This is a genomic window from Siccirubricoccus deserti (assembly GCF_014283215.1).
Taxonomy (GTDB): domain Bacteria; phylum Pseudomonadota; class Alphaproteobacteria; order Acetobacterales; family Acetobacteraceae; genus Siccirubricoccus; species Siccirubricoccus deserti.
The window spans coordinates 1-26386 of record NZ_JACOMF010000015.1 but is presented as its reverse complement, the minus strand read 5'-3'; the positions used below and the strand labels follow the sequence as shown (position 1 = coordinate 26386).

Below are 26386 nucleotides of genomic sequence, written 5' to 3'. Positions count from 1 at the left end.
CCTCGCCAGTCACCGCCAGAGCGCTTCGGCCAGCATCGGCTGTATTGCGCAGGACGCTGCGCCAGGAAAGGGCTGCGCCAATGGGCGCGGCCTGCTGCAACGAGGAGGAAACCCATATGATCCATGTCATCGCCATCATCACCGCCAAGCCCGGCAAGCGGGAAGAGATCCTGACGGCGTTCCGCGCCAACATGCCGGCGGTGCATGCCGAGCAGGGCTGCATCGAATACGGCCCGGCCATCGATGCCGAGGGCATCGGCCGCTTCCAGACCCCCTTCGGGCCGGACACCTTCCTGGTCATCGAGAAATGGGAAAGCCCGGAGGCGCTGAAGGCGCATGCCGCGGCGCCGCACATGGCGGAGTATGCAGCGAAGACCAAGGATCTGATCGCCAGCCGGGTGATCCACGTGCTGTCGCCGGCGGGCTGACCCCGCGGCGCGGCTGGCGGCGCCGCGCCGCCGCATCCCATGGCTGAACCAGGGCGCGGGCCCGGCGGTTACGGGGCCGAGGCATCGGCACGCGGATCCCGCGTCGCCGCCGGGCGGCCCGGCGGCCGCGGGATGGAATGGCGACCTCCGGCATTCGGGGAGGCGAGTGGGCTGCTGCCGGACGCGCTTCCTGTATGATACGTTCCGACAACCGACGTCCACTGCCGCTTGACCTAGCCTGGGATGCTGCCGCCATGACCCTGCTCCGCCGCCGCGCCGCCCTTGCCCTGCCGCTCGCCATTGCCGCACCGCCGGTGCTACGGGCGCAGGGGGCGCCGGTGAAGATCGCGGTCGTCGCGGTGCTCACCGGGCCTGCCGCCGCGCTCGGCGCGCAGCTGCGGGACGGCTTCGCCACCGCCGTGCGCCACCTCGGCAACCGCGCCGGCGGCCGGCCGGTCGAGGTGCAGGTGATCGACGACGAGCTGCGCCCGGAGGTCGCGGTGCAGAAGGTCCGCGCCGCGGTGGAGCGGGACAAGGTCGATTTCGTGGTCGGGGTGGTGTTCAGCAACATCCTTGGCGCCATCGCGCGGCCGGTGACCGAAAGCCGCACCTTCCTCATCAGCAGCAATGCCGGGCCCTCGACCTTCGCCGGCCGCGGCTGCAACCCCTACCTTTTCGTCACCTCCTACAACAACGATCAGGTCCATAGTGTCATGGGCCAGGCGGCGCAGGATTTCGGCTATCGCCGGGCCTTCGTGCTGGTGCCGAACTACCAGGCCGGGCGTGACGCGGTCGCCGGCTTCAAGTCGCGCTTCAAGGGAGAGGTGGTGGAGGAGAGCTTCGTCCCGCTCAACCAGCTCGACTTCTCGGCCGAGCTGGCGCGCATCGCTGCGGCGAAGCCGGATTGCCTGTTCACCTTCATGCCTGGCGGGCTGGGGGTGAACCTGGTGCGGCAGTACCGCCAGGCGGGGCTGCAGAACATCCCCTTCCTGTCGACCTTCACGGTGGACGAGGCGACCTTGCCGGCGCAGCAGGATGCCGCCCTCGGCTTCTATTCCGCGGCGAGCTGGGCCCCGAACATGGACAATGCGGCGAACCGCCGCTTCGTCGCCGATTACGAAGCCGCCTTCGGCAGCGTGCCTGGCTCCTATGCCGCGCAATCCTATGACGCCGCGATGCTGATCGACAGCGCGCTGAAGAAGACCGGCGGCAACACCGAGGACAAGGACGCGCTGCGGGCCGCGTTGCGGGCGGCCGACTTCGCCTCGGTGCGCGGCAATTTCCGCTTTGGGGCCAATCACTACCCGGTGCAGGATTTCTGGCTCTGCCAGGTGGCCAAGCGCCCGGACGGCAAGTTCCAGACCGAGACGCTGCGCAAGGTGCTGCGCGATGATGTCGATCCCTGGGCCGGTGAATGCCGGATGCGCTGAGGCGCGGCCGGCCAGAACAGGAGGACGTGATGACGATTGCCATTACAAGCGGCGTGATGCGCGCCGGCCAGTCCATCGATGGCGTGGTCTGGAACATCCTTGGCCAGACCTACCGACCGGTACAGCATTCGGAGGCATCCTTCGCCTTCGACACGCTGTTCCCGCCCGGCACCTTCGTGCCGCCGCATGTCCACCCCACCCAGGATGAATACATCCGCGTGCTGGAAGGCCGGTTCGAACTGATGCTCGACGGCAAGGACAGCTTCGCCGAGGCGGGCGACCTAGTCTGCATGCCGATGGGCGTGCCGCATGGCATCTTCAACCGCAGTGCCGCCCCCGTCCGGGCGCTGTTCTGGGTGGCGCCGTCCCGCGGCCTCTACGAGCTGTTCACCCGGATCGATGGCGTGCCCGACCCGGCCGAGGTGGTGCGCATCGCCGCGGACTACGAGGTGACCTTCCTGCCGCCGCCGGGCTGAACCCGTGCGGGTGCTGATCGCGGGAGCCGGCATCGGTGGGCTGGCGCTGGCCCTCTCGCTGCATGAGCGCGGCATCGGCTGCACCGTCTTCGAGGCGGCGCGCGAGGTGCGGGCGCTCGGCGTCGGCATCAACGCGCTGCCGCATGCGGTGGCGGAGCTGGCAGCCCTTGGCCTGCTGCCGGCGCTGGATGCGGTGGCGATCCGTACCCGGACACTCACCTACGCCAATCGCTTCGGGCAGGAGATCCTGTCCGAGCTGCGCGGCATGCATGCCGGCCATCCGGTGCCGCAGTTCAGCATCCATCGCGGCCATCTGCAGGCGGTGCTGCTGCGGGCGGTGCGGGAGAGGCTCGGCGAGGGCGCGGTGCTGACCGACCACCGGCTGGAACGAGCCAGCCAGGATGCCGAAGGCGTCACCGCCCGCTTCGCCACCGCCGCCGGCCCGGTCGAGGCGCGCGGCGACATCCTGGTCGGCGCCGACGGCATCCATTCGGCCCTGCGCGCCGCGCTGCATCCGGAGGACGGCGGCATCCGCTGGACCGGCATCATCCTCTGGCGCGGCGCCACGGAATGGCCGGTCTGGCGCAGCGGCGACAGCATGATGGTCGCCGGCGACATGAACGAGAAGCTGGTTCTCTACCCGATCGCACCCGGGACGACGCCGGAGACGCGGCTGACCAATTGGGCGCTCGGCATCCGCCAGGCCGAAGGGGCGCCACCACCGCCGCGCGAGGACTGGTCGCGTCGTGGCCGGCACGAGGATGCGCTGCGCGGGCTGGTGCGCTTCCAGGTGCCGGATCTCGACGTCGCGGCGCTGGTGTCGGCGACCGAGGAGATCTTCGTCTACCCGATGGCGGATCGCGACCCGCTGCCATGGTGGACACGGGGCCGGCTGACCCTGCTTGGTGACGCGGCGCATCCGATGTATCCCACCGGCAGCAATGGCGCCGCCCAGGCGATCCTCGATGCCCGCTGTCTTGCCCGCTGCCTGGAGGCGCTTCCGGCACCGCAGGCGCTGGAGCGGTACGAGGCCGAGCGCCGCACCCGGACCACCGAGATCGTGCTCAGCAACCGGCGGGGCGGGCCCGAGCGGGTGCTCGACATCGTCAGCGCCCGGGCGCCGGAGGGATTCACCCGGATCGAGGCGGTGATCAGCGCCGCGGAGCTGGCGGAGATCGGCCTGCGCTACGCCGCGGCCGCCGGCTTTGCGCTAGGTGGGCAGGCGGCCCGGTAGGCGCGGGCAACCTCCACCCTTCGGCGGAGGTTGCCCTTTCATGTGGCGCCCGGTGCCTCAGCTCGCGGTCAGCACCAGCCCGGCGGGGTTGATCGTCACCGTGCCCGCGCCGGTCACCGCCGCAGCCTGGCTGAGCGCCGACCAGGTCAACGGATTGCCGCCGGTCACCGCATCGAACAGCCCGACATGCGTCAGCGTGCCGGTGGCCGCGGTGAAGGTGAAGCGGATGGCGCCGGTGTTCTGCTGGGCCCCGGTGCCGCTGAAGGTCACCCGCTGGCGCGCATAGCCATTGCTGGTCGGCTCGCCGACCAGGCCGGTGGCATCGCTGCCGCCGGTGCCGAGGCCGAGATAGACCTGCCCGGGCAGGGCAGGGGACCGGGCGCACAGGGCCCGGCCCAGCAGGTTCTTCGCATAGTCGGTCAGATCGGGCATGGCTCTCTCCGTAAACGTGAGCCGCGGCTCAGCAATCGGTGGCGTCGGCGAACCAGACCTGGCCATCCTCGGCCGGCTGGCTCCGGGCTGCCACGTAGAGCGCGGCGGTGGGCACCGAATGGGTGGTCTCGAGCCCGAGGTCGGCCGGGGTCAGCCGGTAGGCGATGGCCGGCAACGGCGCCTTGCCTGCGCTGCGGGCCTCGGCAGAGGGGTAGCCGTGCAGCCGGAATTCGATCACCCCGGCCATGTGGTCGGCCTGGGTGTGGGTCAGGCGCCAGTAAGCGGCGACCAGCCCTGTGTTGCGGATCTCGATGGGTTTCTGCAGGGCCATGAGGGTCTCCCGTTTGTCAGAAGGATGATCAGCCGACGGTTTCCACGGACAGCACGCGGGCGACCCAGTTGATCGCCTTGTCCGCCTCGCCGGTGACGGTGACGGCGATGCCGCCGTTGCTGGTGTCGGCCGCGAGGCCCAGCCGCCAGCCAGCGGCCGCGGCATCGTTGAGGGTGGGGGCGATTGAACCGCCGCCGCCGAGCAGCGTGGTCGTCGCCACGCTCGTGCCCCGCTTCACCAGCACCTCGGCGGTCCAGCCCGCGCTGTCGCCCGCCGTGCCGGCGCCGCCGCCGGTCTGCCGGGCGAGCACCATGAGGCGGCAGAGATAGCTGCCGGTGCTGGGCGGGTTGAGCGTGTTCTGGTTGCTCGGCGCGCTGTTGTCGGCGGTCAGCCGGGTGGCCGTGGCATCGGTGGTCTGGCGGCGCAGGACGAACTCGCCGGATTGCGCATCGCCATTCGACGTGAAGCGCCCGGCGGACCAGGCGCCGCGATGGACATTCGACTGGCTCGCCGCCTGCTGGCCGCCCGGGATCCAGCCAGCGCCGGCCGTCACTGCATTGGTGTTGCCGCCGGCGACCACGCTGTTCGTGCTGCCGGCGGTGTTGTTCTGGCCGCCGCCGATCACCGCGGCATTGCCGCTCGCCACATGCGCGCTGATACTCCGGCTCTGCTGCCAGTCCACGGCATTGGCGCCGCGTGCCTGGCCGCCGCTTACGAAGCCGTCCGGGATGGTTGCCGCCAGCGCACCGCTGCCCTTGCTGACCAGCGAGACGGTGACGTTGCTGTCGACCGAGCTGCTGTCCGCGCCGAAGGCGACGGCGGTGCCGGCGGCGCCGCCCTGGATGCGCGCGCTGTTGCCGCTGCCGCTGGTGTTGACCCGCAGCACGCCGGCGCCCTTGGGTGTCAGGGTGATGCCGATGCTCGCGTCGGCCCCTTGTGCCTGCAGCGTGACCGGGGCCCCGGTGCCACCACCGCTGATGAGCAGGCGGTTCGCGGTGCCGAGCGGCGTCGCCACCTCCAGCGCATGGCTGCCCGGCGTGGCGCCGAGCGTGACGCTGCCGGCCGAGGTGGCGCGCAGCACCTCGACGCCGCCAGCGGCGCCGGCGAGATTGCCGGAGGCCGGCAGGAACAGCCCGGTATCGGTGCTGCCCAGCATCAGCCCGGGGCGCGCCGCCCGGCCGGCCGGCGCGCCGGCCGCCAGGATGCCGTTGCTGCCGCTGTTGACGACCGGGGCGCTGTTGCTCTGCTCGAGCAGCGGTGGTGAGCCGAGATGGACGGTGTTTGGCGTGGCCGCGCCCGAATCGGCCAGGTGAATCGCCGCGGCGCCGTTGTTCTGGCTGTTGAAGCGCACGCAGCGCAGCGCGAAGAGGTCGAGCCGGTTGCCGCTGCCGGCCACCCGGATCGGGTTCTCCTCGACGGCGTCGACCCGGAGGTTGGCGACCTGGAGGCGGGTGTTCGAGGCATTGACGAAGATGCCGTGCGAGCCGGCAAGGGCCGGACCGCCGCCATCGAAGACCTCGCTCTGCGAGGTAAGGTTGGCGATCTGGCCGTCGGTGCCGTTCGCCTCGATCCAGACCGCGTATCGCACGAAATCGGCGTAAGCCTGGCCGATGTAGAACTTCGTCGTGTTGCCCGCCGCGGAGGCGGCGAAGCGGAACATGCTGCGGTAGCCAAGCACGAAGGCCTGGTCGATGAACACGCCGTCGACGCGGCGGAAGATCATCGCATCGCCATGCGCCTGCTGCCAGTGGACGACGTCGCTGTTCGAGGTCAGGAAGGTCCAGAAATGCAGGTTGTGGATGCGCGGGACATCCAGCGACTCATCGATCTCCACGCCGCAGGTGAAGACCTGGCCGCGCAGCCGGCGGATGTCGAGCCGTCCGGAGTTGCGGCAGTAGATGCCGCGGTTGATGTTGCAGAGGAAGACATTGTCGAAATCGACGCCGCCGAGGCTGTCCTCCACCCGGAATACGTAGTCGTAGTCGTTCGGCGCCCAGGAGGGGTTGAGCGCCGCGGTATGGATTTGCTGGACCGCGATGTCCCGCACCGCCGAGCCGCGGGTATAGACGCCGCTGAAGGTGAAGGGCGTGAAGCCGGTGGCCGGGATCAGCAGCCAGGTGCCCTGGCCGGCGCCCGGGCCCTCGGTGAAGCCGGCGCCCTGCAGCCGGATTGTCGCATCGCTGATCGTGATCGCCGAGGCGATGCGATAGACGCGGGCGCCGAAATGCAGGGTGCCGCCGCCCTTGGCCTTCAGATCGTTGATCGCCGCCTGGATCGCCGGGGCATCATTGGTGACGCCATCGCCCTTGGCGCCATAGTCGCGGACATGCGCGCCACGGTCGACGAGGACCGCGCTGCGCAGCTGGGCGACTGTCGCGCGGCGGGTTACGGATGTGGCGCCGCTGGTCTGGACCAGGGGCGCGAGGTCCGTGTCGCCAAGCGTTGTGGCGACCGGCAACTCGCTGATTCTCGCGTCGGGCATGGGGCTCCGTTCCGGACTGTACGACTGCGGGGAGGGGAGGGCGGGGATCGCGGCTACTGCTTCAGGGGGCTGCCGCTTTCGGACAGCAGCTTGCCGTCGCTCTCCTGCAGCATGAGCTGCAGGTCGGGCCCGACGTTGAAGCTGCGGGAGACCACCGCAACGGCAGGGTCGGCGACATCCTCCACACGGATGCGGTAGCCGGTGCCCACGGCGGGTGCGTTGAAGCTCGTGGCCGCCGTGCCGGCCGCCACCGCGATGGTCTGCACCGGCGGCAGCAGCACGCCATTGCCGTTGCGCAGGCTGAAGGCTACCGCGCTGATCGACCCGGTCACGGTGGCCGAGACCGGGATGGAGGTGCCGGCGACGATCCCGGCGGCGAAGGGCGCCAGAGCGATGGTCCGGACCACCGCCGCGGCGACCTGGCCGAAGCGGAAGCCGTGGGCCACGGCGCGCACCGTGTTCAACGGCCCCACCGCGCCATCGAGCGTCACCCCGGTGCCGAGGGCGGGGCCGGTGCGGATCGGCAGCATGGCCACCGCATCCGCAGCCTGCAGCACCATCAGGTCGCCGGTGCGGAGATTGGCGGCGACCTGCGCGAAATAGCCTGCCGCGGTGACGGTGGAGCGGGTGTCCGTGGTGCGGTAGTGCCAGAGAGTGAAATTATTGCCCTGGACCAGGGCTGTCAGATTGGCCGAGCTGAAGGGCACAGGAATCTCCGTCTCAGCGGCGGCGCGCGGCGGCCGGCCCGGGGCGATTGCCGTCGGGGCGGGCCACTGCGGGCAGGGCGCGGATTGTGCGGGGAGGTCGCCGGGCGCAGTTCGGCCGTCGGCGATGTGGGTCTACTGGAATGATTTCCAGAAATCAAGGAAAAATATCCTAGTTACGGAACCATTGGCGCGAATGCCCCGGTAGCGGCACTCTCCCCTTCCACACCACCTTCGCTGGACCAGGAATTCGATGCCGCACCGCCGTGCCATTGCCCTCTGGCTGGCCATGCTGCTGCTGGGCGCGAGCCCACTGCGGGCACAGCCGGTGCTGAACGTCTACAACTGGGCGGATTACATCGATCCCCATGTCGTCCAGCGGTTCCAGCAGGAAACCGGGATTCGCATCCGCTACGACGTCTACGACAGCCTGGAGACGCTTGAAGGAAAACTATCCTCGGGCCGCTCCGGCTATGATCTGATCGTCCCGACCAGCGAGCCGAGCTTCGCCAGGCTGGTGCGGGCCGGCGCGCTGCGGCCGCTGGACCGGACGCGCATCCCGAACTGGAGCAACCTCGACCCAGCGCTGATGGAACGGGTCGCTGCGGTCGATCCCGGCAACCGCCATGGTGCGATCTATCTCTGGGGCACCGTCGGACTCGGCATTCGCACCGATGCGCTGCGCGCCTTGTGGCCCGATGCGCCGCGCGATTCGCTCGACCTGCTGCTGCGTCCCGGGAATGCGGCGCGGCTGGCGCGCTGCGGCCTGGCGGTGATGGACAGCGCAACGGATGTGCTGCCCTCCGTGCTGCGCTGGGCCGGGCGCGATCCCGACAGCGCCGCACCGGCCGATCTGCGGGCCGCCGAGCAGGCGCTGCTGGCGGTGCGGCCACATCTGCGGGCCATCCCTGGCTCGGGTACGCTGCTCGACATGCTGGCGCGGGGCGAGATCTGCGTCGCCCTGACCTACAGCGGCGACGTCATCCAGGCCGCCGCCCGGGCGCGGGAGGCTGGGCGCGGCGTGGAGATCGCCTATGTGGCGCCCAGCGCTGGCGCGCATCTCTGGTTCGACCTGCTGGCCATCCCGGCGGATGCGCCGAGCCCGGATGCGGCGCATGCCTTCATCGACTACCTGCTGCGGCCGGAGGTGATGGCCGCCATCACCGGCCATGTCCGCTATCCGAATGCGGTCCCTGCGACGCGGCCGCTGGTGCCGGAAGCGGTGCGCGACGACCCCAGCGTCTACCCGTCGGAGGCCAGTCTGCGCCATGCCTTCGTGCCCGGCACCCTGACCCCGGCCGAGGAGCGGGCGCGGTCCCGGCTGTGGAACCGCTTCAAGGCCGGCCGCTGAATGCGGCGTCTCCTGCTGGCGCTGCCGCTCGGCTGGCTGCTGCTGCTGGTCCTGGCGCCGGTCCTGATCCTGCTCTGGATTGCCCTGGCGACGGTGGGTGACAGCGTGCCGCCTTTCGATCCGCCCCTGGCCTGGCAGGGCGGCGCGCCGGTCTGGCAGGGCAGCGGCGAAAGCCTCCTGATCCTGATCGAGGATGATTTCTACCTCCGGGCGCTGCTCCGCTCGGTAACGGTCGCTTTGGTCTCGGCATCCCTGGCCTTGCTGCTGGCCTATCCCATGGCGCTCGGCATTGCCGAGACCAGGCCGCGCTGGCGCCCCGCGCTGCTGCTGCTGGTCATGCTGCCGATATGGACCGGGCTGCTGCCGCGCCTCGGGGCCTGGATCGGGCTGCTGCGCGATGGCGGCTGGGTCAACCACTGGCTGCTGGAACTCGGCCTGGCGCAGCAGCCGGCGCGGCTGCTGTACACCGATATGGCGCTCTATGCCGGCATGGTGCACAGCTACCTGCCCTTCGCGGTGCTGCCGCTGGCGGTGGCGCTGATGCGCCGGGACCGGCTGGTGGAGGCGGCGGCGGCGGATCTCGGCGCCGCGCCGGGCCGGGTGTTCCTGACGGTGACCTTGCCGCTCTCGGTCCCGGCGGCGGCGGCCAGTTTCCTGCTCGTCTTCATCCCGGCGGCCGGCGAGTTCGTCGTCCCGGAACTGCTGGGTCCCCCGGATGATCCGCTGCTCGGCCGGGTGATCTGGTCCGAGTTCTTCCAGAACCGCGACTGGCCCCTGGCGGCGGCGCTGTCGCTCGCCCTGCTGGCGGTGCTGCTGGTGCCGATCCGGCTGTTCCAGCGCCTGGGTGCGGCCCGATGAGCCGCTGGCTGCTGGCCCTTGGCCTCGCCTTCCTCTGGCTGCCGATCCTGCTGCTCGGCGCTTATGCCTTCAGCGCCGATCGCATTCCCTTCCAATGGGGCGGCTTCTCGCTGCGCTGGTTCGCGGCCCTGGCCGGCAATGAGCGGGTGATCGAGGCCAGCCTGCTGTCGCTCCGCGTCGCCGCCGGGGCGGCGTCGCTCGCGGTGCTGCTCGGCGGCCTCACCGGCTGGGTGCTGGCACGTTGGGGCCGGTTCCGCGGCCGGGCGCTGTTCGGGATCATGGCCGGCGCCCCGCTGGTGCTGCCGGAGGTGGTGACCGGGCTCTCGCTGCTGCTGCTCTTCGTGGTGATCCAGGGCGCTGCCGAAGCCTGGGCCGGGTGGCGCCTGGACCGCGGGGCGGGGACCATCGTGCTGGCGCATGCGACCCTCGGCCTCGCCTATGTGGCGGTGCTGGTGCAGGCGCGGCTCGCCCGGCTGGACCCTAGGCTGCAGGATGCGGCGGCGGATCTTGGGGCTGGGCCCGGCACGGTGTTCCGCACTGTCACCCTGCCGCAGATCCTGCCGACCCTGGCGGTCGGCTGGCTGCTCGCCTTCACCCTCTCGCTGGACGATGTGGTGGTGGCGAGTTTCGTTTCAGGGCCAGCCGGGACAACCTTGCCGATCCTGATCTTCTCCTCCCTGCGGATGGGGCTGACGCCAGAGGTGAATGCACTGGGCGTGGTGATCCTCGGCGCCTCGATGCTGACGGCCGGAGTTCTCGCCTGCTTTATTCGCCGTAAACCGCCGCCGTTGGGTTGAAGCTAAGGGGAGGGGGGGGTAGCGTGCGCGCCCTCTGTAAAACCGCAGGCCCCCGATGAAGCTCATTGCAGACCGTCTCGACCGCATCTCGCCCTCCCTGACCATCGCCATGTCGACCAAGGCGCGGGTCCTGAAGGCGGCGGGGAAAGACGTCATCGGCCTGTCCGCGGGCGAGCCGGATTTCGACACCCCGCGCAACGTCAAGGATGCGGCGATCGCCGCCATCGAGCAGGGCGACACCAAGTACACCGATGTCTCCGGCACCCCGGCGCTGCGCCAGGCGGTTGCTGCCCGCTTCAAGGCCGACCATGGCATCGACTACAAGCCCGAGGAGATCCTGGTCGCCACCGGCGGCAAGCAGGTGATCTTCGACGCGCTGCTCGCCACGGTGAACCCGGGCGACGAGGTCATCATCCCTTCGCCCTGCTGGGTCAGCTACCCCGACATCGTCGAACTGGCCGAGGGCAAGCCGGTGATTGTCGCCTGCGACCAGAACAGCGGCTTCAAGCTGCGGCCGGAGCAGCTTGAGGCGGCGATCACGCCGAAGACCAAGTGGTTCCTGCTGAACAACCCCTGCAACCCGACCGGCGCCGCCTACAATGCCGAGGAGCTGAAGCAGCTCACCGACGTGCTGATGCGCCATCCGGACGTCTGGGTCTTCACCGACGACATCTACGGCAAGCTGGCCTATGACGGCTTCCGCCCGGCGACCATCCTGGAGGTCGAGCCGCGGCTGCGCGACCGCACCGTGACCATGAACGGCGTCTCCAAGGCCTATGCCATGACCGGCTGGCGGATCGGCTATGCCGGCGCGCCCGTCGGGCTGATCAAGCAGATGGACAAGCTGCAGAGCCAGAGCACCAGCAGCACCTCCTCCATCAGCCAGGCCGCGGCGGTCGAGGCGCTGACCGGGCCGCAGGAGTTCATCGGCGTGATGTGCGAGGCGTATCAGCGTCGCCGCGACATGATGGTGGAGCAGTTGAACCAGGCGCCCGGCCTCTACTGCCACAAGCCGGAAGGCGCCTTCTACGTCTTCCCGTCGATGCAGGGCTGCCTCGGCAAGACCACCGCCGGCGGCAAGACCATCACCAACGACGAGGATTTCTGCATCGCGCTGCTGGAGGAGGCGGGCGTGGCCTGCGTCCATGGCGCCGCCTTCATGTACCCGGGGCATTTCCGCATCAGCTACGCCACCAGCGACGCGACGCTGGCCGACGCCTGCAAGCGCATCCGCGCCTTCTGCGAAGGGCTGCGCTGAAATCTGGGCTCCGCGCCCCGGCCGGGGGCGGAGCCCGCCAGGGCGCGGAGCCGGTGATTCGCGCCCCGGATGTTTCCATACCGGGCGGCCGCAGGCTAGTTTCGACGCCCCTTGCCGACCAGGACGCATCATCCATGCCCGCCCTTGCCCAGCGCCTCTCCCAAGTCAAGGTGTCCGCCTCCGCCGCCATGACGGCGCGCGCCCGGGACCTGCGCGCGCAGGGCATTCCGGTCATCAGCCTCTCGAACGGGGAGCCGGATTTCGCCTCCCCCGGGCATGCGATCGAGGCAGCCTACAAGGCGGCACTGAGCGGCGACACCAAATACCCGCCGCAGGGCGGCACCGTGGCGCTGAAGGCCGCCATCAGCCGCAAATTCAAGCGCGACAACGCGCTGGACTACGGGCCGGACGAGATCATCGTCGGCAATGGCGGCAAGCAGGTGATCTTCAACGCCTTCATGGCGACGGTCGATCCGGGCGATGAGGTGGTGATCCCCTCGCCCTTCTGGATCAGCTACGCCGACATGGCGAAGGTCGCCGGCGGCGTGCCGGTGACCGTGCCCTGCCCGCAGAACAATGGCTTCAAGCCGCGGCCCGAGGATTTGGACGCCGCCATCACCCCGAAGACCAAATGGGTGCTGCTGAATTTCCCCGGCAACCCGACCGGCGCGGTTCCCAGCTACGCCGAGATGCGGGCGATCGCCGATGTGCTGCTGCGCCATCCGCATGTCTGGATCATGACCGACGACATGTATGAGCACCTGCTCTACGACGGCTTCGAATTCCATACCATCGCCGCGGTGGAGCCGGCGCTGAAGGACCGCACCCTGACGGTCAACGGCTGCTCCAAGACCTATGCGATGACCGGCTGGCGGCTCGGCTTCGGCGGCGGCCCGGCCGGGCTGATCCGCGGCATGTTCAACATGCAGGGCCAGGCCACGGCAGGCGTCTCGACCATCAGCCAGGCCGCCGCCGCCGCTGCCCTCGACGGACCGCAGGAATTCGTCAAGGAACGTGCCGAGCTCTACCGCCAGCGCCGCGACATGGTGGTGGAGATGCTGAACGCCGCGCCGGGCATCACCTGCCACAAGCCGGAAGGCGCCTTCTACGTCTTCCCCTCCATCGCCGGTTGCCTCGGCAAGACCACCAAGGGCGGCCGGAAGATCGACAGCGACACCGATTTCGTCATGGCGCTGCTGGAGGAGAAGCGGGTCGCCGCGGTGCAGGGCGCCGCCTATGGCATGAGCCCCTACATGCGCATCTCCTACGCCACCGACCCGGCCAGTCTGGTCGAAGCCTGCGGCCGGATCCAGGAGTTCTGCCGGGAACTGGCATGAGCGAATGCCTGCTGCGTCCAGGACGGGACAGCGACGCTGCAGGCTTCATCGCGCTGATCGGCGCCTGCTGGGCGGAGTACCCCGGCTGCATCCTCGACGTGGATGGTGAGCTGCCGGAGCTGCGCGCCCTCGCCAGCCATTTCGCCGCGGCGGGCGGAGCGCTGTGGGCGGCGGAGGCGGATGGTGAGATTGTCGGCATGGTGGCGGCACGGCCGGTAGGGGACGATGCCGCCCATGAGATCTGCCGCATGTATGTCGCCCGGCCGCTGCGCGGCACCGGCCTCGCGCAGCGGCTGCTCGATACTGCCGAGGCCCATGCCCGCTCCGCAGGAGCGCAGCGCCTGGTGCTCTGGACCGATACCCGCTTCGACGCGGCGCACCGCTTCTACGAGAAGCGCGGCTATGTCCGGCAGGGCGCCATTCGCATCCTCGACGACATCTCGCGGTCCCTGGAATTCCGCTACGCCAAGCCGGCGCAGGGGCTGGTGGTCGAGATGCTGGATGCGGCGGCGGCAGCCAGCGCCGAGCGCCGTCTGGCGGAAATCCTTTCCCGCTGCGTCGACACCGGCGCCAGCGTCTCCTACCTGCCGCCGCTGGCGCCGGAGGTGGCGCGCGGGTTCTGGCGCAAGGTGACCAGCGAAGTCGCTCTCGGCAGCCGCGTGCTGCTGGTGGCCTGGTACGAGGGAAGGCTGGCCGGGACGGTACAACTCGACCTCGGGACGCCGGAGAACCAGCCGCACCGGGCCGAGGTCGCCAAGCTGCTGGTCGATCCGGCGGAGCGCCGGCACGGGGTAGGCCGGGCGCTGATGCTGCGGGCCGAGCAGGCGGCGCAGCGCCTGGGGCGGCGGCTGCTGACCCTCGACACCCGTGCGGGGGATGTCGCGGAGCCGCTGTACCGCTCGCTCGGCTGGCAGGAGGCCGGGCGGATTCCCGGCTATGCGCTGGATGCCCGGCGCGTCGAGCAGGATGCGCTGTTCTTCTGGAAGCGGCTGGAGCGTGATCGCGCGGCCGGACGGCAAACCAGGACCTGATCGCTCATCCCGAAGCGATCAGGCCATGCGCCGGGGCCAGGCGCTACAGGAACCCTTCCAACCGGGCGAGGCATTCCTCCGGCGCCTCTTCCGCAAGGTAATGCCCGCTGTTCACCGCGCTGCCGCTGACGGGGCCGCTGGCGTATTGCCGCCAGATCTCCAGCACGTCGTACCAGCGGGGCAAGGAACCCTTGGCGCCCCATAGCGCGAGCAAGGGGCATTCCACCTTCTGCCCGGCGGCCCGGCTGGCGCGGTCATGCTCCAGGTCGATGCCGATGGCGGCGCGGTAATCCTCGCAGATCGCCGTCACCGTGCCCGGCTCGCGCAGCGCCGCCAGATAGTCGGCGCGGGCGCCCGGGTGGAAGAAGCCGCGGTCTTTCGGCTCGCGGGAAGTGTGCAGGTCGAACCAATCCTCGGTGTCGCGCAGGATCATCCGCTCCGGCTTGTCATGCGGCTGGGCGAGGAAGAACCAGTGATAGTAGCCGAGCGCGAAATGCATGTCGGCGCGCTCGAAATGTTCGAGGGTCGGGATGATGTCCATGGTGACCAGCCGGTCGACCGCGGCCGGATGGTCGAGCGCCAGCCGGTGCGCCACCCGGGCGCCACGGTCGTGGCTGACCACGCCGAAGCGGTCATGGCCAAGGCCCTGCATCAGCAGCACCAAATCCCGGGCCATCTCCCGCTTGGCGTAATGCCGGCTGTCCGGCGTCGCCGGGGGGGCGGCGGAGAAGCCGTAGCCGCGGATGTCGGGGGCGATGATGGTGAAGCGGTTGGCCAGAATCGGCGCCAGCCTGTGCCACATGGCATGGGTCTGCGGGTTGCCGTGCAGCAGCAGCAGCGGCGGGCCGGAGCCGCCGCGGCGCAGCCGGATGCGCTGGCCATTGGCCTCGCGGGTCTCCGGGGTAAAGCTCTCGAAGAACATGCCGCCACCTCCCGAATACGCCATCCTAATGCACTGATGCGAACTGAAGGTGCAGGGAGCCTTGCCCTCCTGGTCCGGCATGCCGACGGCAGGTCTTCCTCATCCGTATGACCGGGTTCCAATCCCGAAGTGGACCGGCCCGGCGCGCACGCGATAGACTCGGCCAAACCTGGAGGAACGGATCATGCCAGCCGATCAGGGCGTGAAAGCCGAGCGCTTCCGCGAGCTGCACCGCAGGGCCGGGGCATTCGTCATTGCCAATCCCTGGGATGCCGGCTCGGCCCGCATCCTTGCGGGCCTGGGCTTCGAGGCGCTGGCGACCTCCTCGGGCGCCTGCGCCGGCACGCTCGGCAAGCGCGATGGCGGCGTCACGCGGGATGAGGCGCTGGCCCATGCGCGGGCCATCGTGGAGGCAACCGAGCTGCCGGTATCGGCCGACCTTGAGCGCTGCTTCGCCGATGCGCCCGCGGCGGTGGCGGAGACCATCCACCTGGCCGCCGGCGTCGGCCTGGTCGGCGCCTCGGTCGAAGATGCCACCGGGCGGGCCGAGCAGCCGCTCTACGGGTTCGATGAGGCGGTTGCCCGGGTGAAGGTCGCCGCGGAGGCGGCGCGGAGCCTTGGCTTTCCCTTCGTGCTGACGGCGCGGGCCGAGAATTTCCTGCGCGGCAACCCGAGCCTTGACGACACCATCGCCCGGCTGCGCGCCTATGAGGCGGCTGGCGCCGATGTGCTCTTCGCTCCCGGCCTGCCGGATCTTGATGCGGTGCGCAGCGTCTGCGCCGCGCTGACCAGGCCCTTCAACTTCATGGCCGGCATCAAGGGCCGATCCTTCTCCGTGCCGGAACTGGCGGCGGTCGGGGTGAAGCGGATCAGCCTTGCGACCTCGCTTTACCGCGCCGCCATGACCGGCCTGGTCGAGGCGGCGCGCGAGGTGAAGGAGGCCGGCAGCCTCGGCTACGTCGACCGCGTGCTGCCGACGCCCGAGCTGAACCGCTTCATGCAGGGATGAGGCGAGGGCGTCCCGTCCTCTGACCGCAGCCGGCCGTCACCGCGACGTCTGGATGCCGGCGTCGGCGATGACCTTGGCCCATTTCGGGATGTCGGCGGCGATCGTCGCCCGCATCTCCTCGGGTGTTCCGGCGACCACGTCCAGCCCCAGGGAGCTGAATTTCGCCCGCATCTCCTGGTCTGCCAGCACCTTCATCGCCTCGGCATGCACCTTCCTGGTGATCTCCGGCGGTGTGCCGATCGGCGCCATCAGCCCGAACCACGACGTTGCCTCGAAGCCTGGGAAGCCCTGCTCCGCTACCGTCGGCAGATCCGGCGCCGCGGCCGAGCGGGCCAGCGAGGTCACGCCGATGCAGCGCAACCGTCCGTCGCGCACAAGCGGCATGGCGGCGCCCGCATTCTGGATGCCGATGGGCAGGACGCCGCTGAGCACATCGGCCATGTTGGCGCCGCGATAGGGGATGTGCTCCATCCGGATGCCAGCCTGGCGGCACAGCATCTCGCCGGTGATGTGCTGCGGCGTGCCGACGCCGGGAGTTCCATAGGACAGCTTGCCCGGATTGGCTTTGGCGTGGGCGACAAGCTCGGCGATGCTGCGCATCGGCTGGTCGTTGTGGACCAGCACGAGCGATCCCATCGACAGCGTCCGGCCGATCGAGATCAAGTCCTTCAGCGGGTCGAAGGGCAGGTTCTGCAGGCTTGGCAGGATGGTGATCGCGGCATTGGCGGCCCACATCAGCGTGTAGCCATCGGGTGCCGCCTTGGCGACGCGATCCACCCCGATGGCGCCGGAGTTGCCGGCGATGTTCTCCACCACCACCGGCTGGCCCCAGGCCTCGGTGAAGCGCTGCGCGAAGATCCGCGCGGTGACATCGGTGGAACTTCCCGCGGTGAAGCCGACCACCAGCCGCACCGGGCGGTTCGGCCAGACCGGCTGTGCCCGGGCGCCGTGCCGCGTGGCGGTGGCGCCGCCGATCGTTGCCATGCTGCCGGCCGCCAGCAGGCGTCGCCGCGGAAGCGGAATGGTCATGGTGTTCTTCCTCCCCGTTCGCTGCGTCTTCGACGCAACCTTGCCGTCCGGCGCGTGCCGGCCAGTGGTTGGCAAGCCTATCGGAACGGCCAGGGAAACGTCCATGCCGGACAAGCGCGGTCTTCGTCAGGACCGATGCCGCGCGGCCGGCGCCCCGCACGCCGCACCACATGCGGGCGTGATGGAGTTGCCCTGCACCGCCACTCCCGCCTAGGCTCCATCCCATCGCCCGGCGCGGCTCACGCGGCAGGCAGTTTCAGCGGCGGCCGGCGCGGAAGGCCGCAGCCGCCTCTCGTGCTGCGGGAGCCGGCGCCTGGACGCAGCACCGCCCAAGGGGGGGGAATGATGACACTGGCCAACAAGGCCGCCGTCACCGGCGTCGGTGACACGGATTACACGCGGGATGCCGGCGGTCGAAGCGCCCTGTCCTTGCAACTGGAAGCTGCGCTGAAGGCGCTTGCGGACGCCGGGCTCACGCCGCGCGACATCGATGGCATCGTCATGCCCTCGCCGGGCGGCCCGGTCGTGGCCGAGGATCTGGTCACCAACCTCGGCATCCCCGACCTGCGCTTCTCGACCGGCACGCCGCTGGGTGGTGCCGGCCCGGTGGCGGCGCTGCAATGCGCCGCGGCCGCGGTGGCCTCCGGCATCTGCTCGCATGTCCTGCTCACCCTGGGCCGCACCGGCCGCAGCGGCCAGCGCATCGGCGCGCGGATCCAACAGATGCCGCAGTTCCGCACGGTCGGCGAGTTCGAGGCGCCCTCCGGCGCGCTCGCTCCGGCGCAATACTACGCGCCGATGGCGCGGCGGCACATGGAACTCTACGGCACCACCAGCCGGCAGCTCGCCGAGATCGCCGTGACCACGCGGCACCATGCGATGCTGAACGGCAATGCCCGCATGACGCAGCCGATCAGCATCGAGGATCACCAGGCCTCCCGCATGATCTCCGACCCGCTGCGCCTGCTCGATTGCAGCCTGGAGAGCGATGGCGCGGTGGCGATCATCGTCAGCGCGGCGGAGCGGGCGAAGGACCTGCGGCAGCCGCGGATCCTGCTGGCCGGCATGGCAGAAGGCCACCCCGACTCCCCGAGCGCGATCACCCAGCGCGGCGACATGACGCGGCTGGGTCTGGCCAAGGCGGCGCCGCGCGCCTTCGCCATGGCCGGTGTCACCCCCGCCGACATTGATGTGGCGGAGATCTACGACTGCTTCACCTACATCGTGCTCTGCCAGCTGGAGGATCTCGGCTTCTGCGGCAAGGGCGAGGGCGGTGCCTTCGTCGAGGGCGGGGCCCTCGGGCTCGGCGGCCGGCTGCCGGTGAACACCCATGGCGGGCTGCTGTCGCAGGCGCATATGGCCGGGATGAACCATGTGGCCGAGCTGGTCCGGCAGCTGCGCGGCGAGGCCGGGCGGGCCCAGGTAAAGGAGGCCGAGGTCGGTCTGGTGACCGGCTATGGCGATCTGGGCGACGGCACGCTTGCTATCATGACGCGGGGTTGAGGCGATGAGCACTGCGGTTCCGGGCAGGCCGATGCCCGAAGCGACGCCGGAAAGCCGGCCGTACTGGGAAGGGCTCGAGCGCCAGGCGCTGATGCTGCAGCGTTGTGCCAATTGCGGCCTGGTACGCCACTATCCACGGCCGATGTGCGATGCCTGCCAATCCATGGCGACCGACTGGGTCGAGGCCTCGCGCGATGCGACGGTGCATAGCTGGACCGTCGCGCATCACCCCTTCCACCCGGCGTTTCGCGCGGAGCTGCCCTATGTGCTGGTCACCGCCGATTTGCCGGAAGGCGTACGGCTGCTGGCGCAACTGCGCGGCGGCACGGCGGAGGCGCTGCGCCCCGGCCTTCCCCTGCGGGTGGAGTTCGAGGCGAATGCCGAGGGGTTGACCCTGCCGGTGCTGAGGCTGCGGGACGGCTGACCGCAGGCTCCGGAAGCCTTGGCTTCCGGAGCTTCTGCCTCCGGGTCAATCCAGCTTGAGGTTCGCCTCGCGGATCAGTCGGCCCCAGCTGTCCGTTTCCTTGCGCAGATAGGCCCGCAGCTCCGCCGGTCCGCCCGGCAGCACCGCCACGCCGCGCGCTTGCAGGTCGGCGCGCAGCGCGGGATCATTCTTGGCCGCCAGCAGTGCGGCGATAAGGCGTTGCAGCACCGGCTCCGGCGTGCCGGCCGGCGCGAACAGCCCCTGCCAGTACACCGCCTCATATCCCGGCAGCGTCTCCGCGATCGCCGGCACATCCGGGAATTGCGGAATGCGCTGTGCGGTGGAGGTGGCAAGGACACGAAACGACCCGTCCTCGATCTGCGCGCGCGCGTCGTTCGGGGTGGCGAAAAAGGCTTCGACCCGGCCCGCGCGCAGGTCGATCAGGGCAGGAGCGCCACCGCGGTAGGGGATATGTTCCAAGGCGACGCCCGCGGATTTCTTGATCAGCTCCAGCGCCAGGTGGTTGACCGCGCCGGTGCCGGAGCTGGCGAAATTGACCTTCCCCGGATTGGCCTTCGCATAGGCGAGGAATTCGGCGAAGCTGCGGGCGGGAAATTCGCTGCGCACCACCAGGATGAAGGGGCTCATGTAGGCAAGCCCGATCGGCGCCAGGTCCCGCTCGGGATCCTTCGGCGGCAGATGTGGCAGCGCGGTCGGGTTGGTCGCCAGGCTGTTCGACGCCATCAGCAAGGTGTAGCCATCCGGCCGCGACTGGGCGACATAGCCGGAAGCGACCGAGGTGCCCGCGCCGGGGCGGTTCTCCACCACGATTGTCTGGCCAAGCTCCTGGCCCATGCGCTGGCCGATAATCCGCGTCAGGACATCGGACAACCCACCCGGCGGGAAGGGGACAACGATGGTGATGGGTCGGTTCGGGAAGGCTCCCGCGGGCTGCGCCGAGGCACCGCCGGCCAGCAGCAGCGGCACCAGCAACACTCCACGTCTGTTCATGACTGCACGTCTCCTGGATCTTCGGCGCTCCGCAGGCGCTCTTCGAGGATGTGGCGCTGCACCTTGCCGCTGGTGCTGCGCGGGAATTCGGACTCGCTGAGGAAGCGCACCGCCTTCGGCACCTTGTAGCCAGCGATTTGCCCGCGGCAGAGCGCCAGCACCTCGGCTTCCGTCAGCGCCGCCTCGCGCGGGGCAACGAAGGCGACCGGCACCTCGCCCCAGCGCGCATCGGGACGACGGACCACCACCGCCTCGGCAATGCGGGGCGAGGCGAGCAGCACCTGCTCGATCTCCGCCGGGTAGATGTTCTCGCCGCCCGATTTGATCAGGTACTTGCGACGGTCGACGAAGTCGAAGGTGCCGTCCGGATTGCGGCGCAGCACGTCGCCCATGTGATACCAACCGTTGCGGAAGGCCTCGGCATTCGCTTCCGGATTGGCCCAGTAGCCGCTGAACAGGCTTGGGCCTCGGAAGGCCACCTCGCCGGGCTCGCCATCCGGCACCTCATTCCCGTCGGGATCGACCAGCTTGACGACGCAATAGCTGCTCTGCGTCTTCGACAGCCGTTCCGGCAGCACGCCCACGGGGATGCGGCCCTTGCTGAAGGGGGCGGGGCCGGTCTCGGTGGAACCGAAGGAGTTTCGGAAGGGGGCGCCGAGCAGGCTGGTGATTGCCGCGATCTCGTGGCGCGGCACCAGATCCGCCATGCTGCCCAGAAGGCCGATGCCCTTCGGCGTGCATGAGGTGCTGCGCAGCTCCTCGATCATGCGGGCGAACATGCCGGGCATCAGCGACAGCCAGCCGATCGTCTCGCGCTCCATCAGCCCGGCGATGGTCGCGGGGTCGAAGCCGTCCAGAACCACCACCTTGGTGCCGTGCATCATGGCGGCCATGGTGCTGTCCGTCGCCCCCATGTGGAACAGCGGCGTCCAGGCGATGAAGGTGCGGTCGGGGAAGAAGGATTGGTCGATGCGGGCGATTGCGCTGCGCGCGATCATGGCGCGGTGGCTGATGACGGCGGCCTTCGGCAGCCCCGTCGTACCGCTGGTGTAGAGGATGACCAGCCCGTCTTCCGGCTGCGCAAGGTCGGGCAACGGGCTTGGCGACGCAGCGCGCAGCAGCGCCTCATACTCCTCGCCGAGCGTCACCGTCCGTGGCACGGCGTGGTCGATCGCGCTCAGCCGCTCCGCCTGGCCTTCGGACGCCACCAGCAGGCTCGGCGCCACCAGGCGGATGCAATGCTGCAGCTCCGGCCCCGACTGCCGCCAGTTCTGGCAAGCGAGGATCGCGCCGAGTCGTGCTGCGGCGAGTTGCAGCTCAGGGTACTCCAGCCGGTTCTCGGCCAGCAGGGCGATCCGATCGCCGCGCCTCACGCCGAGGGCCACCAGGGCATGGACCAGGCGGAACACCCGCTCGCCGAGCTGCGCGTAGCTCAGGCTGCGGTCACTGCCTTCCAATGCGGTCCGGTCGCCGTTCCGCAAGACCTGATGCTCGAACAGGCTGCCGACCGTCAGGCCGGCGGCCTGCGCCGCCAAGGGCGAGAGTCCCGCGCCGGGTCCATCCGAGATGCCGCACGGATGCAGCCCATTCGCCATGCCGTTTCCTCCGCCCTTGTCCATGGGCCGCTGGTGCCAAGACTAGCAACCCCCGTCCCAAAGCGAAATCGGCCGGGCGCTGCCGCCTCCGGCGTCGTTGCCATGCCGGCTTGCGTGGGCGCGCGTGCCGTGAGTTGATCGGCCGGCAGCCATGCCGCCCGTGCCGAATATCGGGTCAGGCGGGCGGCACCATATCGTGCGATTGGCCGGAGCCGAGTGACATGCAGACCTACGACTACATCGTTGTCGGCGCGGGGTCCGCCGGGGCGGTGGTGGCGAACCGGCTTTCGGCCGATCCCCGCAACCGGGTCCTGCTGCTGGAAGCGGGTCCCGCCAGCCACCCCTGGGGACGCATCCCGATCGGCTACGCCAAGATGCTGACCAACCCCGCCGTCAACTGGACCTACAGCGCGGAGCCCGAGGCCAACACCAACGGGCGCCGGTTGCCGGTGCCGCGCGGCCGGATTCTTGGCGGCTCCAGCGCGATCAACGGCATGGCCTTCGTGCGCGGGCAGGCCCAGGATTTCGACACCTGGGCGCAGATGGGGAACCAGGGCTGGAGCTACGCCGACGTCCTGCCCTTCTTCAAGCGCATGGAGCGCTATGAGGGCGGTGGCGAGGACGCCTTCCGCGGCCGCGACGGCCCGCTGCGCGTCACCAACCCGGAGCCGAGCGAACCCCTCTACGCAACGCTGATCAAGGCGGCGGGCGAGGTCGGCATTCCGCACAACCCCGACTACAATGGTGCCACCCAGGATGGCATCGCCATGAGCCAGGCGACCATCGCCGCGCGGCAGCGGATGAGCACCGCCCGCTGCTACCTGGACCCGATCCGCCAGCGCCAGAACCTGCGCATCGAAACCGGCGCCCTGGCCGAGGCGCTGGTACTGGAGGGCAGGCGCTGCATCGGCATCCGCTATTCCGTGGCGGGCGAGACGCGCGAGGCCCGCGCCGGCCGCGAGATCGTGGTGAGCGCCGGCTCGATCAACTCCCCGCAGCTGCTGGAGTTGTCCGGCATCGGCCAGCCGGAGCGGCTGCGCAACCTCGGCATCGAGGTGCGGCACGCCTTGCCCGGCGTCGGCGAGAACCTGCGCGACCATTATGCGCCGCGCACGCGCTGGGCGATCGGCGCGAAGCGGATCAGCTTCAACGACCGCAGCCGCGGCCTCGGCATGGTGCAGCAGGCGCTGCGCTACGCCATGTCCGGGCGCGGCATGCTCGGCATGGTGGCGGCGCCGATCCGTGCCTTCGTGCGGTCCCGCGAGGGGCTCGAGGCGCCGGATCTGCTGCTCGGCTGGGTGCCGATGCTGACCGAGCCGGGGCCGAAGGGGCCGAAGCTCTCACATCAATCCGGCATGACCTGCTACGCTCATCCGATGCGGCCGGAGAGCAAGGGGCATATCCACATCGTCTCGGCCGATCCGCGCCGTCCCCCGGCGATCAACTTCAACTTCCTCTCCTCCCCGGTCGATGCCGAACTGACCGTGCGGGCTATCCGCATCGCCCAGTCCGTCATGACCGCGCCGGCGATGGCGCCGCTGCAGGTGACGGAGATCGCACCCGGCAAGGACCGGACCACGGACGACGAGATCCTCGACTGGGTCAGGCGGGCGGCGGAGACCACCTACCATCCGGTGGGAACCTGCCGGATGGGCGCCGACGCGCTGGCGGTGGTCGATGCCCGGCTGCGCGTGCATGGCATCGAGGGGCTGCGCGTCGCCGATGCCTCCATCATGCCGACGCTCACTTCGGGCAACACCAATGCGCCAGCGATCATGATCGGCGAGAAGGCGGCGGATATGGTGCTGCAGGACGCGTAGCCCAATGCGGGATCAACCGCGCAACAGGAATGGAGGAACGGCATGCGGCTGAAGGACAAGGTTGCCATCATCACCGGCGGCGCCCATGGCATGGGCGAGGCGGAAGCCCGGCTCTTCGCCAAGGAGGGCGCCGCGGTGGTCATCGCCGATGTGCTGCCCGAGATAGGTGAGGCGGTGGCGGCGGACATCAACGCCGGCCAGGGAAGGGCGATGTTCCTTCGCGCCGACGTGACCTCGGAGATGGATTGGCAGCGCCTGATCGCCCGGACCATCGAGACCTATGGCAGGCTCGACATCCTGGTGAACAATGCCGGCATCAGCGGCAGCTCGGTCGGCAGCGACCTGTCGCTGGAGGGCTGGAACAAGCTGATGTCAGTCAACGCGACCGGCGTCTTCCTCGGCACCACCCTGGCGGCGCAGGAGATGGCCAAGGCCGGGCGCGGGGCGATCGTCAACATCTCCTCCATCATGGGCTTCATCGGCGGTGCCGAGGGGCATCCGGGCTACTCCGCCTCGAAGGGCGCGGTGCGGCTGCTGACCAAATCGGCGGCGGTGCGTTGGGGACCGCAGGGCGTGCGGGTGAACTCGGTGCATCCGGGCTACCTGCCGGCGATGCTGGGCGGCACCAACGCCGGGACCCGTTCGGCGAAGATCCCGCTGACGCCGCTGCGGCGGCTGGGCGAGCCGTTCGAGGTCGCCTATGGCGTGCTGTTCCTGGCTTCCGACGAGGCCTCCTTCATCACCGGCACCGAGCTGGTGATCGATGGCGGCTACATCGCGCAATAGAGCGGATCGCGGAGGGGCGTGAACGCTCCGGAGCGGCAATCCGCCCTACAAACAGTGGTTACAGCGGAGTGGCGTTCCCGGCAGGAATGCCATCCGCGCTGTAGTGTCTGCCAGGGCGTGGCCTTGCGATGACGGCGCCGCATGGCGATGATGCGGCCGCCCGGTTGCGCCCTGCGAAGGCGTCCGGGCCAATTCGGACCAAGGAGCGAAACGAATGGCAGCCCCCGGGGCGACTCAGGCCGATGCCGGTGTTCAGGCGGACACGTGCTACGACGCCATCATCATCGGTGCGGGCATCGCCGGCCTATATCAGCTCTATCGCCTGCGTGAGCTGGGGCTTTCGGTCCGGGTGTTCGAAACCGGCAGCGGCGTGGGCGGCACCTGGTACTGGAACCGCTATCCGGGCGCCCGCTTCGATTCCGAAAGCTACACCTATGGCTACTCCTTCTCCGACGCCTTGCTGCAGGAGTGGAGCTGGAGCGAGCATTTCGCCGCCCAGCCGGAAACCCTGCGCTACCTGAACCATGTCGCCGACCGCTTCGACCTGCGGCGGAACATCCAGTGCAACAGCCGCGTCACCGCCGCCCGCTTCGACGAGGCTGCCCGCCGCTGGGAGGTGACGCTGGAGAGCGGCGAACGCCACGCCGCGCGCTTCCTGATCACCGCGCTCGGCCCGCTCTCGGCCGATACGCTGCCGCGGCTGCCGGGGGTGGAGAGCTTTCGCGGCGAATCCTTCCACACCTATCGCTGGCCGCATTACCCGGTGGATTTCGCCGGCAAGCGCGTCGCGGTCATCGGCACCGGCGCGACCGGGGTGCAGATCATCCAGACCATCGCCACCCTTGTCGGCCACCTCACCGTCTTCCAGCGCACGCCCAATTGGTGCGCGCCGCTGCACAACCGCCCGATCACCGAGGAGGAGCAGCGGAAGATCAAGGGCAGCTACCCCGAGCTCTTCGATCTGCTGCGCCAGACGCCCGGCTGCTACATCCACAACGCCGATCCGCGCGGCACCTTCGAGGTCACGCCGGAGGAGCGCGAGGCCTTCTGGGAGCAGCGCTACGGCGAGCCCGGCTTCGGCATCTGGCAGGCCAATTTCCGCGACATCCTCACCGACCCCAAGGCGAATGCGCTGATCAGCGACTTCATCGCCCGCAAGATCCGCCAGCGGGTGAAGGACCCGAAGGTGGCGGAGAAGCTGATCCCGAAGGACCACGGCTTCGGCACCCGCCGCGTGCCGCTGGAGACGAGATACTACGAGGCCTACAATCAGGAGAATGTCCGGCTGGTGGACATCCGGGCGACGCCGATCGAGCGGATCTCCCCGGACGGCATCAAAACCAGCGATGCCGAATATCCCTTCGATATGATCATCTACGCCACCGGCTTCGACGCCATCACCGGCGCCTTCGACCGGGTGGAGTTCCGCGGCACCAATGGCCAGCGCCTGAAGGAGCATTGGGCGGATGGGCCGAAGACTTACCTCGGCCTGCAATCCGCCGGCTTCCCCAACATGCTGACCCTGGTCGGGCCGCACAACGCCTCCACCCGCTGCAACATTCCGCGCTGCATCGAGCAGAATGTGGAATGGGTGACCGGGCTGATGCGCACCGTGCGCGACCGCGGCTACACCCGCTTCGAAGCGACACCGGAGGCCGAGGCGGAGTGGTCGCGGCACATCGAGACACTGGCCGACGGCATGCTCTATGCACAGATCGATTCCTGGGCGACCGGGATCAACACCAATGTCGAGGGGCGGAACGTGCGCCGCATCCTGCAGTACCAGGGCGGCGCGCCGGCTTACCGGGCGCATTGCGATGAGGTCGCCGCGAAGGGATATACCGGCATGGTACTGAGCTGATCCGCAGCTCGCCCTGATTGCCGGAGACCACCCCATGACCCACCAGATCGACCAGGCGAAGGCGCGCGCCGCCTTCGAGCGCGCCGCTGCCGGCACGCAGGAGGTCTTCGGCGATTTCTTCCTGACCCGCTTCCTGGGGTTTGACATCACCTAGAGCGAAATCTGACCATTCAGAGTCGCTGAGGATTCCCGCCCGGCGCGAAATCTGATTCACCGTGCCTGCTGGGCACGGAGGCCAGCTTGCATGGCGAGAACCCTGTCCGAAGATCTACGCGCC

At 69.5% G+C, this 26386-nt stretch carries 24 protein-coding genes; 16 read left to right on the top strand and 8 right to left on the bottom strand.

What is annotated here, in order from left to right; translation table 11 throughout:
* Positions 1-116 precede the first annotated feature (116 nt).
* The 4 genes from H7965_RS13870 to H7965_RS13855 all read left to right on the top strand — a co-directional run bounded on the left by H7965_RS13870 (position 117) and on the right by H7965_RS13855 (position 3568).
* Entirely contained in the window at positions 117-428 is a 312-nt protein-coding gene (locus tag H7965_RS13870) for a putative quinol monooxygenase (protein ID WP_186771182.1), read from the top strand.
* Between the two features lie 254 nt (positions 429-682).
* Complete coding sequence (locus H7965_RS13865) at positions 683-1858, top strand: ABC transporter substrate-binding protein (RefSeq protein WP_186771181.1); 1176 nt, start codon at positions 683-685, stop codon at positions 1856-1858.
* A gap of 29 nt (positions 1859-1887) precedes the next feature.
* Positions 1888-2334 carry a cupin domain-containing protein gene (locus H7965_RS13860; RefSeq protein ID WP_186771180.1) on the top strand — a complete coding sequence of 149 codons (447 nt, stop codon included), beginning with the start codon at positions 1888-1890 and terminating at the stop codon, positions 2332-2334.
* A gap of 4 nt (positions 2335-2338) precedes the next feature.
* Positions 2339-3568, top strand: a complete 1230-nt coding sequence (locus H7965_RS13855) for a flavin-dependent oxidoreductase (RefSeq protein ID WP_186771179.1) — start codon at positions 2339-2341, stop codon at positions 3566-3568.
* A 57-nt stretch (positions 3569-3625) separates the two neighbouring features.
* Here H7965_RS13855 and H7965_RS13850 read toward each other — a convergent pair whose 3' ends face one another.
* From H7965_RS13850 to H7965_RS13835, 4 genes are read right to left on the bottom strand one after another with little or no spacing between them, the layout of a single operon-like run.
* A complete protein-coding gene (locus tag H7965_RS13850) occupies positions 3626-4000 on the bottom strand; it encodes a phage tail fiber protein (RefSeq protein WP_186771178.1) in 375 nt (124 codons plus the stop codon).
* Between the two features lie 28 nt (positions 4001-4028).
* A complete protein-coding gene (locus H7965_RS13845; protein WP_186771177.1) occupies positions 4029-4331 on the bottom strand; it encodes a hypothetical protein in 303 nt (100 codons plus the stop codon).
* Positions 4332-4359: 28 nt separating this feature from the next.
* Positions 4360-6813 carry a glycosyl hydrolase family 28-related protein gene (locus H7965_RS13840; RefSeq protein WP_186771176.1) on the bottom strand — a complete coding sequence of 818 codons (2454 nt, stop codon included), beginning with the start codon at positions 6811-6813 and terminating at the stop codon, positions 4360-4362.
* A 53-nt stretch (positions 6814-6866) separates the two neighbouring features.
* Positions 6867-7520 carry a hypothetical protein gene (locus tag H7965_RS13835; RefSeq protein ID WP_186771175.1) on the bottom strand — a complete coding sequence of 218 codons (654 nt, stop codon included), beginning with the start codon at positions 7518-7520 and terminating at the stop codon, positions 6867-6869.
* A 250-nt stretch (positions 7521-7770) separates the two neighbouring features.
* On the opposite strand from H7965_RS13835, the gene H7965_RS13830 reads away from it, so the two are divergent.
* From H7965_RS13830 to H7965_RS13805, 6 genes are all read left to right on the top strand, one after another.
* Complete coding sequence (locus tag H7965_RS13830; RefSeq protein ID WP_186771174.1) at positions 7771-8868, top strand: extracellular solute-binding protein; 1098 nt, start codon at positions 7771-7773, stop codon at positions 8866-8868.
* Positions 8869-9726 (top strand): ABC transporter permease, encoded by an 858-nt coding sequence (locus tag H7965_RS13825; RefSeq protein WP_186771173.1) that lies wholly within the window; start codon positions 8869-8871, stop codon positions 9724-9726.
* On the top strand, positions 9723-10523 hold the full coding sequence (locus tag H7965_RS13820; protein WP_186771172.1) for an ABC transporter permease: 801 nt from the start codon (positions 9723-9725) through the stop codon (positions 10521-10523). The genes H7965_RS13825 and H7965_RS13820 overlap by 4 nt, the downstream gene beginning before the upstream one ends.
* A gap of 55 nt (positions 10524-10578) precedes the next feature.
* Positions 10579-11781, top strand: a complete 1203-nt coding sequence (locus tag H7965_RS13815; RefSeq protein ID WP_186771171.1) for a pyridoxal phosphate-dependent aminotransferase — start codon at positions 10579-10581, stop codon at positions 11779-11781.
* 134 nt (positions 11782-11915) lie between these two features.
* Positions 11916-13118 carry a pyridoxal phosphate-dependent aminotransferase gene (locus H7965_RS13810; RefSeq protein ID WP_186771170.1) on the top strand — a complete coding sequence of 401 codons (1203 nt, stop codon included), beginning with the start codon at positions 11916-11918 and terminating at the stop codon, positions 13116-13118.
* Positions 13115-14149 (top strand): GNAT family N-acetyltransferase, encoded by a 1035-nt coding sequence (locus tag H7965_RS13805; protein WP_186771169.1) that lies wholly within the window; start codon positions 13115-13117, stop codon positions 14147-14149. Before H7965_RS13810 ends, H7965_RS13805 begins: the two co-directional genes overlap by 4 nt.
* A gap of 43 nt (positions 14150-14192) precedes the next feature.
* On the opposite strand, the gene H7965_RS13800 is transcribed toward H7965_RS13805, so the two are convergent.
* Complete coding sequence (locus tag H7965_RS13800; RefSeq protein ID WP_186771168.1) at positions 14193-15071, bottom strand: alpha/beta fold hydrolase; 879 nt, start codon at positions 15069-15071, stop codon at positions 14193-14195.
* Between the two features lie 184 nt (positions 15072-15255).
* Here H7965_RS13800 and H7965_RS13795 point away from each other — a divergent pair, with 184 nt between their 5' ends.
* On the top strand, positions 15256-16080 hold the full coding sequence (locus H7965_RS13795; protein ID WP_186771167.1) for an isocitrate lyase/PEP mutase family protein: 825 nt from the start codon (positions 15256-15258) through the stop codon (positions 16078-16080).
* A gap of 36 nt (positions 16081-16116) precedes the next feature.
* Here H7965_RS13795 and H7965_RS13790 read toward each other — a convergent pair whose 3' ends face one another.
* The gene (locus H7965_RS13790) at positions 16117-17109 is read right to left on the bottom strand and encodes a Bug family tripartite tricarboxylate transporter substrate binding protein (protein ID WP_186771166.1); all 993 of its coding nucleotides are present in this window, start codon (positions 17107-17109) and stop codon (positions 16117-16119) included.
* Positions 17110-17454: 345 nt separating this feature from the next.
* On the opposite strand from H7965_RS13790, the gene H7965_RS13785 reads away from it, so the two are divergent.
* Complete coding sequence (locus H7965_RS13785; protein ID WP_222440607.1) at positions 17455-18612, top strand: thiolase C-terminal domain-containing protein; 1158 nt, start codon at positions 17455-17457, stop codon at positions 18610-18612.
* Between the two features lie 4 nt (positions 18613-18616).
* Complete coding sequence (locus tag H7965_RS13780; protein ID WP_186771164.1) at positions 18617-19036, top strand: Zn-ribbon domain-containing OB-fold protein; 420 nt, start codon at positions 18617-18619, stop codon at positions 19034-19036.
* Positions 19037-19081: 45 nt separating this feature from the next.
* On the opposite strand, the gene H7965_RS13775 is transcribed toward H7965_RS13780, so the two are convergent.
* Both H7965_RS13775 and H7965_RS13770 read right to left on the bottom strand, forming a co-directional pair.
* Complete coding sequence (locus tag H7965_RS13775) at positions 19082-20047, bottom strand: Bug family tripartite tricarboxylate transporter substrate binding protein (RefSeq protein WP_186771163.1); 966 nt, start codon at positions 20045-20047, stop codon at positions 19082-19084.
* Positions 20044-21642, bottom strand: a complete 1599-nt coding sequence (locus tag H7965_RS13770) for a class I adenylate-forming enzyme family protein (protein WP_186771162.1) — start codon at positions 21640-21642, stop codon at positions 20044-20046. Before H7965_RS13770 ends, H7965_RS13775 begins: the two co-directional genes overlap by 4 nt.
* A gap of 221 nt (positions 21643-21863) precedes the next feature.
* Between H7965_RS13770 and H7965_RS13765 the strand changes: the two genes are divergently transcribed.
* The 3 genes from H7965_RS13765 to H7965_RS13755 all read left to right on the top strand — a co-directional run bounded on the left by H7965_RS13765 (position 21864) and on the right by H7965_RS13755 (position 26109).
* Positions 21864-23462 (top strand): GMC family oxidoreductase, encoded by a 1599-nt coding sequence (locus tag H7965_RS13765; RefSeq protein WP_186771161.1) that lies wholly within the window; start codon positions 21864-21866, stop codon positions 23460-23462.
* A gap of 42 nt (positions 23463-23504) precedes the next feature.
* Positions 23505-24248 (top strand): glucose 1-dehydrogenase, encoded by a 744-nt coding sequence (locus H7965_RS13760; RefSeq protein ID WP_186771160.1) that lies wholly within the window; start codon positions 23505-23507, stop codon positions 24246-24248.
* 214 nt (positions 24249-24462) lie between these two features.
* Complete coding sequence (locus H7965_RS13755) at positions 24463-26109, top strand: flavin-containing monooxygenase (RefSeq protein ID WP_186771159.1); 1647 nt, start codon at positions 24463-24465, stop codon at positions 26107-26109.
* Positions 26110-26386: the final 277 nt, after the last annotated feature.

Coding starts and splice junctions, on each gene's coding strand:
- H7965_RS13870 (WP_186771182.1), top strand. CDS start 117: ATGATCCATGTCATCGCCATCATCACCGCCAAGCCCGGCAAGCGGGAA.
- H7965_RS13865 (WP_186771181.1), top strand. CDS start 683: ATGACCCTGCTCCGCCGCCGCGCCGCCCTTGCCCTGCCGCTCGCCATT.
- H7965_RS13860 (WP_186771180.1), top strand. CDS start 1,888: ATGACGATTGCCATTACAAGCGGCGTGATGCGCGCCGGCCAGTCCATC.
- H7965_RS13850 (WP_186771178.1), bottom strand. CDS start 4,000: ATGCCCGATCTGACCGACTATGCGAAGAACCTGCTGGGCCGGGCCCTG.
- H7965_RS13845 (WP_186771177.1), bottom strand. CDS start 4,331: ATGGCCCTGCAGAAACCCATCGAGATCCGCAACACAGGGCTGGTCGCC.
- H7965_RS13840 (WP_186771176.1), bottom strand. CDS start 6,813: ATGCCCGACGCGAGAATCAGCGAGTTGCCGGTCGCCACAACGCTTGGC.
- H7965_RS13830 (WP_186771174.1), top strand. CDS start 7,771: ATGCCGCACCGCCGTGCCATTGCCCTCTGGCTGGCCATGCTGCTGCTG.
- H7965_RS13825 (WP_186771173.1), top strand. CDS start 8,869: ATGCGGCGTCTCCTGCTGGCGCTGCCGCTCGGCTGGCTGCTGCTGCTG.
- H7965_RS13820 (WP_186771172.1), top strand. CDS start 9,723: ATGAGCCGCTGGCTGCTGGCCCTTGGCCTCGCCTTCCTCTGGCTGCCG.
- H7965_RS13815 (WP_186771171.1), top strand. CDS start 10,579: ATGAAGCTCATTGCAGACCGTCTCGACCGCATCTCGCCCTCCCTGACC.
- H7965_RS13810 (WP_186771170.1), top strand. CDS start 11,916: ATGCCCGCCCTTGCCCAGCGCCTCTCCCAAGTCAAGGTGTCCGCCTCC.
- H7965_RS13805 (WP_186771169.1), top strand. CDS start 13,115: ATGAGCGAATGCCTGCTGCGTCCAGGACGGGACAGCGACGCTGCAGGC.
- H7965_RS13800 (WP_186771168.1), bottom strand. CDS start 15,071: ATGTTCTTCGAGAGCTTTACCCCGGAGACCCGCGAGGCCAATGGCCAG.
- H7965_RS13795 (WP_186771167.1), top strand. CDS start 15,256: ATGCCAGCCGATCAGGGCGTGAAAGCCGAGCGCTTCCGCGAGCTGCAC.
- H7965_RS13790 (WP_186771166.1), bottom strand. CDS start 17,109: ATGACCATTCCGCTTCCGCGGCGACGCCTGCTGGCGGCCGGCAGCATG.
- H7965_RS13785 (WP_222440607.1), top strand. CDS start 17,455: ATGACACTGGCCAACAAGGCCGCCGTCACCGGCGTCGGTGACACGGAT.
- H7965_RS13780 (WP_186771164.1), top strand. CDS start 18,617: ATGAGCACTGCGGTTCCGGGCAGGCCGATGCCCGAAGCGACGCCGGAA.
- H7965_RS13775 (WP_186771163.1), bottom strand. CDS start 20,047: ATGAACAGACGTGGAGTGTTGCTGGTGCCGCTGCTGCTGGCCGGCGGT.
- H7965_RS13770 (WP_186771162.1), bottom strand. CDS start 21,642: ATGGCGAATGGGCTGCATCCGTGCGGCATCTCGGATGGACCCGGCGCG.
- H7965_RS13765 (WP_186771161.1), top strand. CDS start 21,864: ATGCAGACCTACGACTACATCGTTGTCGGCGCGGGGTCCGCCGGGGCG.
- H7965_RS13760 (WP_186771160.1), top strand. CDS start 23,505: ATGCGGCTGAAGGACAAGGTTGCCATCATCACCGGCGGCGCCCATGGC.
- H7965_RS13755 (WP_186771159.1), top strand. CDS start 24,463: ATGGCAGCCCCCGGGGCGACTCAGGCCGATGCCGGTGTTCAGGCGGAC.